General features: G+C 68.3%; 1 protein-coding gene. It reads left to right on the top strand.

The window, feature by feature from the left end; all coding sequences use genetic code 11:
* A partial coding sequence (locus SB765_RS34475; protein WP_410933138.1) for a hypothetical protein occupies positions 1 to 230 on the top strand: 230 nt, incomplete at both ends.

The following is a 230-nucleotide window of genomic DNA, read 5'->3' as shown; positions in this document are numbered from 1 at the left end:
ATCATCAACGCCCCCGAATGCATCGGCACCGCCGACGACTGGATGAGCTGCTGGACGATGGCCCTGAACCAGAGCACTCACGGTACCTGGCCCAGCAACGCCATCTGCAACCTGCACCTGGCCACGGGCGCCAGCTGCCGCCCTGGTAGCGGGCCTTGTTCGCTGACCGGCCAGCCCAATGCCAGGGGCGGCCGTGAGATGGGCGACATGGGCCCCGGCCTGCCATGCCA

Origin of the sequence: Pseudomonas sp. SIMBA_067 (genome assembly GCF_046534675.1) — a bacterium.
Lineage (GTDB): Bacteria > Pseudomonadota > Gammaproteobacteria > Pseudomonadales > Pseudomonadaceae > Aquipseudomonas > Aquipseudomonas putida.
This window is presented reverse-complemented; position numbering and strand designations above follow the sequence as displayed.